Source organism: Burkholderia sp. Bp8963 (assembly GCF_003854275.1).
Lineage (GTDB): Bacteria > Pseudomonadota > Gammaproteobacteria > Burkholderiales > Burkholderiaceae > Burkholderia.
Genome location: NZ_QTQP01000069.1, coordinates 25,510 through 31,945 on the forward strand (window position 1 = coordinate 25,510; position 6,436 = coordinate 31,945).

Here is a 6,436-nt window from a genome sequence, read left to right on the forward strand (position 1 = left end):
GGGGATGGTTCGCAGGCCCTGAACACTCCCTGACAGTCGGGCGACCGGAAGTCCGCTAGACTGTCTGCTTGCGCGAGAGCGCTCAACTCAGCGCTACACAGCACCCTTCAACCTCCCATCCTCGCCGACGATGACGTCCCCTGTCCTGAACGGCCTGCGCATCGGCATCACGATCGGCCTGCGCGCCCCCGACGAAAGCCTGTGGATCAACGGCATCAAGCAGAACGCGCTGTTCCTCGCGAAGCTGTTGATCGCGTCGCCGCACGGCTACCGCGTGACGCTCGTCAATACGACCGACGTGCCGCTGACTGACGCGCTGCCATGGGATCGCGCGGTGTACGACACGCGCGCGTTCGCGGACGCGAAGGACGCACTCGACGTGCTGATCGAACTCGGCGGGCAGATCGACGGGGCGCAGACCGCGTACCTGAAAGCACGCGGCACGAAGATCGTCAGCTACTGCTGCGGCGTCGAATACATCAACGCGATGGAGTCGATCCTGTTCGGCCGGCGGCTGTGGGATACGCTGTTCATCAACCGCGGCTATGACGAGGTGTGGGCGATTCCGCAGATCGCGCCGTCGTCGCTGCCGTTCCTGCAGTCGTTGCGCCGCTGCCCGGGGCGCGTCGTGCCGTTCGTCTGGGATCCGATGTTCCTGACCGAGCGCGCCCGCACGCTGCCCGGGCATGGCGAATACCGGCCGAGCGGCGCGCGCGCGAAGCGGCTGACGGTGATGGAGCCGAACCACGACGTCGTGAAGTTCTGCGTGTATCCGCTGCTGATCATCGACGAGGCGTTCCGCCGCGATCCGGACGCGATCGCGTTCACGCACGTGACGAACGCCGATCGCCTCGCGCACGACAGCCAGGAGTTCGTGATGCTGATGAACTACCTGGAGATCGTCCGGGCCGGCAAGGCGAGTTTCGTCGGCCGCTTCGACACGCCCGTGTTCCTCGCGGAGCTGACCGACGTCGTCGTATCGCACCAGTGGGAGAACCCGCTCAACTACTTCTACTTCGACGTGTGCTGGCAAGGCTATCCGCTCGTGCACAACGCGAGCCTCGCGCCAGATCTCGGCTACTACTATCCGGACAACGACGTGCAGCAAGGCACGGACGCGCTGCTGGATGCGCTGCGCAAGCATGACGACGACTGGGAAGGATACGCGCGGCGTCAGCGCGAGATCCTGCGGCGATATACGTCGGCGAACCCGGCGCTCGTCGCCGAATATGACGCGCTGCTCGCGCAGCTTGTCGGTGGGGCGGCCGGGTAACGGCGCGCCGCCGCACGATGACGGGCGGAAATCGAATCAATGGGCGTGTACGGACAGGATTCCGCGATCGCGTGCGGCATATTCGGCAGCGTCGAACAGCGCAGCCACGCGAGCGGCGCGCGATTCGGCCGCGCGCGGCGGCGCATCTTCGCGTCGCTGGTGCGCGTGGGGTGGCGGCACGGTCAGACGTTCATGGCGTCGTGCGGGCGCCTGGTTTGCCAGTAGCCGGTGCGGCGCGTCATGCGTCGCGATAGAGCGCCGCGAGCGCGTCCGTATAGGCAGCGACGTTATCCGGATTGTAGATGCTGACCGAGTCGAGCACGTGCTTCGACTGCTCGCGGTATGCGTCGAGGTTCGCGTCGTGCTCGGCGAAGGCCTTCAGCAGCGCGCGGCCGCCCGCTTCGCAATCGAAGTCCGGATAGAAATACCCGGCGTTGCCAAGGAACGGCGAGTTGTGGATCAGCGGATAGTCGCCATACAGCAGCTCGTAATACAGGTAGTTCTGCGCGTTTTCCCACGTGTGCGATACGACCGCATCGCCGTACGCGGCCATGAACTCGTACACCGCGTAACGGCTTTCGAAGGTCGTGATCCCGTGCTCGACGATGTCGAGGCTCTTCGCGAAGTGGACGAACGTCGTGTGATCCTTCAGGTGCAGCGTGTTGCACACGCGCACGACATCGACGAACTCCGGCTTCGCGCGATAGGCTTCCTCGGTCACGAGCATCGGGATGATGCTCGTCTTCACCATGCAGATGTTCGGCTCGAACATCGTCACGCGCCAGCGCGGCTTGGCCGGTTGGTAGCCGAATTCGAGGCCCGGCCCGAGCGTGGCGCGTGCCTTGTCGAACAGCATCGGATGCCAGATGTGCGGGACGATCGTCACCGGCGCGCGCAGGCCGGTCTGGTAATAGTGCAGGCACGAGCGCTCGAACTCGGGAATCGTCCACACCGCGTCGTACGGCGCGCCGGAGAACAGGAAGCCCGATGGCTTGCTGAACATCGCGCGCTCGATGTCGATCACGTAGTCGTTGCCGACCCGCATCGTCGCGACCTTGCCGCCGCGATCGCGGAACGCACGAATGTACTCGGCGCCAAATTGCGCGCTCATCTCGACGAGCACGTCGCAGCGCTGCATCGCTTCGTCCATCGACAGCAGCGGCACGTTCCATTCGCCGAGCATCATCTGCGGATCGGCGACCTGTTCGCCGCCGTTCACCATCACCGCTTCCGCGACGAGCGGCGACTGGCGCAGCAGCAGGATCAGCAGCAGGCAGTTCTGGAAGATGCCGTTTTCCCACAGCGACTGGCCGGCGCCGCGCACATGCAGCGACACGCCGACGACGAGCCGCTGGCCCTCGCCGGGCGCTTGACGGGCATTGGAGTCCGACATGCGTGTTCTCCGGTTCAGGCGACCAGACGCGCGACGAACGCGTCGAGGTTCGCGGGGTTGTCGATCGAGACCGACTGCAGCAGCCGGTCGGCTTTCGCGCGGTAGTCGTCGAGGCGCGCGTCGTGATGCTGCCACGCGTCGAGCAGCGCGCGGCCGCCGGCCGCCGCGTCGAAGTCCGGGTAGTAGTAGCCGGCGTCGCCGAGCAGCGTCGAGTTGTGGATCAGCGGATAGCCGCCGTACAGCACGTCGTAATACAGGTAGTTCTGCGCGTTCTCCCACTGATGCGACACGACGGCGTCCGCATGGCGTGCCATGAAGCCGGGCAGGTCGATGCGCGGCTCGAAGGTCGCCTTGTTCTGGCGCACGAGGTCGAGGTTGCTCGCGAAGTGCAGGAACGTCGGGTGATCCTTCAGGTGCATCGCGTTGACGACGAACAGGTGATCGACCGCTTCCGGCCGTGCACGAAAGAATTCCTCGCTGGCGAGCATCGGGTAATGGCAGGTCTTCACGACGGAGATGTTCGGCTCGAGCGTCGCGAGCCGCCACGCGGCCCGGCCCGGCTGGTAGCCGAATGTCGCGCCTTCGCTCGCGAGCGCGGCGACGCGCCGCTCGAGGAAATACGGCGACCAGATGTGCGGCACGAGATGCACGGGCGCGCGCAGCAGCGTGCGGAGCATCGGCGCCGCGGTCTTGTCGTACTGCGGCAACAGCCACGCCTCGTCGAACGGGCCGCCGTTGAAGATGTGCCCGGACGGCTTGTCGAAGATCGGCGTTTCGCACAGGCCCGCATACATATGCCCGCAGAAGAACACGATGCGCTTCTTGCCGAGCGCCTTCATGTGCTTCAGCCATTCGACCGGCAACTGCGCGCCCATTTCGATCACGACGTCGAGTTCGTGCGTGACGTCGCCCGGCTGTACGAGCGGCACGTCGAGCCCGTCGAGGTCGAGCCCGGCCGGCAGCGCGCGTGCGTCGCCGCCATTCAGGAAGTAGACGGGGCCGACGCGGTCGGAGCGCTTCAGCATCATCGCGAGGAACGCGATGTTCTGATGGATGCCGTTTTCCCAGATCGCCTGGCCGTCTCGCGCGAACAGCGAGATGCCGACGGCCGGGCGGTCGTTGCGGGCGCCGCGCGAGGCGGCTTGAATGTTGTCCGTCACCAGCTTTGTCCCTCTGCGGCACCGGCACTCCGGTGGTCGCGGTTCGCTCCGCTGCACGGATCCGGTTTGCCGTTGTTTGTCATATGTGCGCCTGTGGCGACGCGCCGCGCGGCGCATCCGGCCGGCCCGGCGGCTTGCGGCGATTGTGGCACGGAAATCGCCTGTGTTGGAGTCGGCGCCGGTTGTTCGCGCGGCCTTTCGCGGTCGCGTGGGAGGCGACCGGATCGGCGCAGGGGGAAAAGGTCGAGCGTGCCGCGCGACTGCTGCTGCGGACCATGTAATTTTTACTTCGTGGGCGGACGTCAGCCACCGCCGCTGGCGGCGACGGTGGCGATCATTTCCAGAAGAAGCGCAGCGCGAAGCGCGCAATGCGCGGGACGAACGTCGGGCGCAGCAGCCGCTTGTCGTAGCCGGCCATTCGCCGGTCGTTCTCGGCGAGGCAAAGCTCGATCAGCTCGCGCGGATCGAGCGCATCGCCGACGGCCGCAGTCCCGGTCCTCGAGAAATTCGCGTCGTGCGCGACGCCGTCGGCGTCGATGCCGCGCGCGATGCCGATCCGTTCCCAGATCAGGAACGCCCACACCGCGGCGACGCGCGCGAAGAACCACGGCCGGCGCCACCACCGCATATTGCGCCAGTACCACGCGTACCAGTTGACGAAGAACAGGATGTGCCGCCCTTCCTCCTGGATCACCGGCTCGAAGGTCTCGACGAGTTCGGGCGGGAAATAGCCGGAACGCTGCGCAGAGCGGAACAGGCCGAATGCGAAGAAACTGTCGATGCACTCGCTGAAGCCCGTCACCATCCACGCCCATTCGGCGTCGTTCGGGGCCGGATACGCGGGCTCCGGCGCGAGCGTGATGCCGTAGGCCTCGACGAGCTTCGACAGCACGACCTTGTGGCGCGCTTCCTCGCCGCCGTCCATGTCGAGCGCCTCTTTCAGCAGCTTGTCGGTCACGGTCGACGCGAACGTTGCGACGCGAATCGACGCGCGGCCTTCGGTTTGCACCGCGATGTCCCAGATCGGCAGCGACGTGAGCCGCTCGAGCGCTTCGGGTTGCAGCGGCGGCCAGCCGATCACGGCCGGCTTGTACGGGTTATGGGTGTCGAGCAGCATGCGGCAGAACATCTGCTTGTGCGCATCTGAACCGATTTTTACCGGACCTTGCCTCTCGAAAGTCCAGTTGCGCATTGAGTGATCTGCTGCTGCGTGCTCATCCCGCAGCGTATCAGTCATGGCTATTGTTATCGTGATGACGGAGCGAAAGATTGTCCCACGGCTCCGGATTTCACGTATTTTCGTGCTGCCTGATGCGCGGCGGCGTGACGCAGGTCAAGCGTTCGCGTCGACCCAGAGGCGGCCCCAGCGGGACGCATAGGCGAGCGCATGTTCCTCTTCGAAGAAGAAGTCGATCGCGTCGAACGAGACGGCGCGCGACGGGCCGCCGCTTGCCTTCTCGATGGTCAGGTTCGCGGCGAACAGCCCGTTCGGCAGACGCGCAGCGGCCGGAGCGACTTCGTAGCCCTTGTAGCGGATCGTGCGATTCATGGCGGGTGCGGAGAAGGATCGGGCTTTCAGCGTACGAAAACCCGCGCGCCGTGTGAACCAATCTTTCGGCCAATGCAAATCATTCAGCGGACCGAATCGTTATCGACAGTCAAATGCGGGGGCGCGGCGGCGCGCGAATGTGCGCCGCCCGCGCGGCGAACGACACCGGACGCGGGCGGGACGGAGTGAGAGAGGGCGGGGTTACTTGGAGTTACTAGGGGTTACTGGTTGGCGATCTTCAGCACCGGCGCGAGCGCGTCGACCGAAGCCGCGTGCGACGCTGCGCGATGCGACGCGAACGCCAGCGCGAATTCGGCAGCCTGCGTGCCGACTGTCTCGAGCTGCGCGACGACCTTCGGATCCGAGCAGCTGTCCGCGCTCTCGAAGCGCGTTTCGAGCGTATTGACGGTCGCGCCGAACGGCGTCGGCCAGCCGCGCAGCGCGTGGACGATCGAGCGCAGCGACGTCAGCACGGTGCCGGCCGCCTGCCAGCCGTACGCGGTCACGATCAGGCCGACCGCGCGGCCGTCGAGGTACGGGCGTTCGTCCGCGCGCAGTTCCTCGAGCGTGTCGAGCGCGTTCTTCACGAGACCGGAGACGCCGCCGTGATAACCGGGCGTCGCGATGATGATCGCGTCGGCCTGCCGCACGGTGTCGATCAGGTCGCGCTGCGCGTCGGTCAGCGTCTTCTGTTCGGGCGCGTAGTGCGGCAGCGTATGCAGGAACGGACCGTCGAACAGCCGGGTGCGGGCGCCGGCCGCCTGCGCGCCGCGCAGCGCGAACGACAGCGCGCGCTCGGTCGACGAGGCCGCGCGGGTGGTGCCGCCGATGCCGACGACGAACGGCCGGCGATGTTGATCGAATGCAGTCAAGGGGGCGCTCCTGGGAGATGGGTTGCCCGGCTAAGCACAGGCTTACTCATAGGTCAGAAATATAGCGGACAGATGGATGTCTGAAGAACGCGCGGACGAGCTTCGGGTCTTGCCCAATTTTTTCAAGCTGTTCATGGATCCGCGGCCCGAGTTTTTCACCCTTTTGCAAAGGGCGTCGCGCGACGCCGC

7 protein-coding genes and 1 pseudogene are annotated in these 6,436 nt (G+C 65.9%); 2 read left to right on the forward strand and 6 right to left on the reverse strand.

Annotation, left to right across the window (positions count from 1 at the left end):
- Window positions 1-130: 130 nt before the first annotated feature.
- Complete coding sequence (locus DID96_RS33765; RefSeq protein ID WP_124603532.1) at window positions 131-1,273, forward strand: DUF2827 domain-containing protein; 1,143 nt, start codon at window positions 131-133, stop codon at window positions 1,271-1,273.
- Between the two features lie 39 nt (window positions 1,274-1,312).
- Window positions 1,313-1,498: a hypothetical protein gene (locus DID96_RS33770; protein ID WP_185732454.1), complete on the forward strand. Its 186-nt coding sequence runs from the start codon at window positions 1,313-1,315 to the stop codon at window positions 1,496-1,498.
- A gap of 13 nt (window positions 1,499-1,511) precedes the next feature.
- Here DID96_RS33770 and DID96_RS33775 read toward each other — a convergent pair whose 3' ends face one another.
- From DID96_RS33775 to DID96_RS33800, 6 genes and pseudogenes are all read right to left on the reverse strand, one after another.
- Window positions 1,512-2,666, reverse strand: coding sequence for a DUF2827 domain-containing protein (locus tag DID96_RS33775; protein ID WP_124603534.1), 1,155 nt, complete (start codon window positions 2,664-2,666; stop codon window positions 1,512-1,514).
- A 14-nt stretch (window positions 2,667-2,680) separates the two neighbouring features.
- Window positions 2,681-3,826 carry a DUF2827 domain-containing protein gene (locus DID96_RS33780; RefSeq protein ID WP_185732455.1) on the reverse strand — a complete coding sequence of 382 codons (1,146 nt, stop codon included), beginning with the start codon at window positions 3,824-3,826 and terminating at the stop codon, window positions 2,681-2,683.
- Between the two features lie 334 nt (window positions 3,827-4,160).
- A complete protein-coding gene (locus tag DID96_RS33785; RefSeq protein WP_124603535.1) occupies window positions 4,161-5,063 on the reverse strand; it encodes a ferritin-like domain-containing protein in 903 nt (300 codons plus the stop codon).
- A gap of 96 nt (window positions 5,064-5,159) precedes the next feature.
- A complete protein-coding gene (locus DID96_RS33790; protein WP_124603536.1) occupies window positions 5,160-5,375 on the reverse strand; it encodes a transcriptional regulator in 216 nt (71 codons plus the stop codon).
- 221 nt (window positions 5,376-5,596) lie between these two features.
- Window positions 5,597-6,247: an NADPH-dependent FMN reductase gene (locus tag DID96_RS33795; protein WP_124603537.1), complete on the reverse strand. Its 651-nt coding sequence runs from the start codon at window positions 6,245-6,247 to the stop codon at window positions 5,597-5,599.
- A gap of 46 nt (window positions 6,248-6,293) precedes the next feature.
- Window positions 6,294-6,436 (reverse strand): annotated as a pseudogene (locus DID96_RS33800) (IS630 family transposase); the annotation flags it as partial.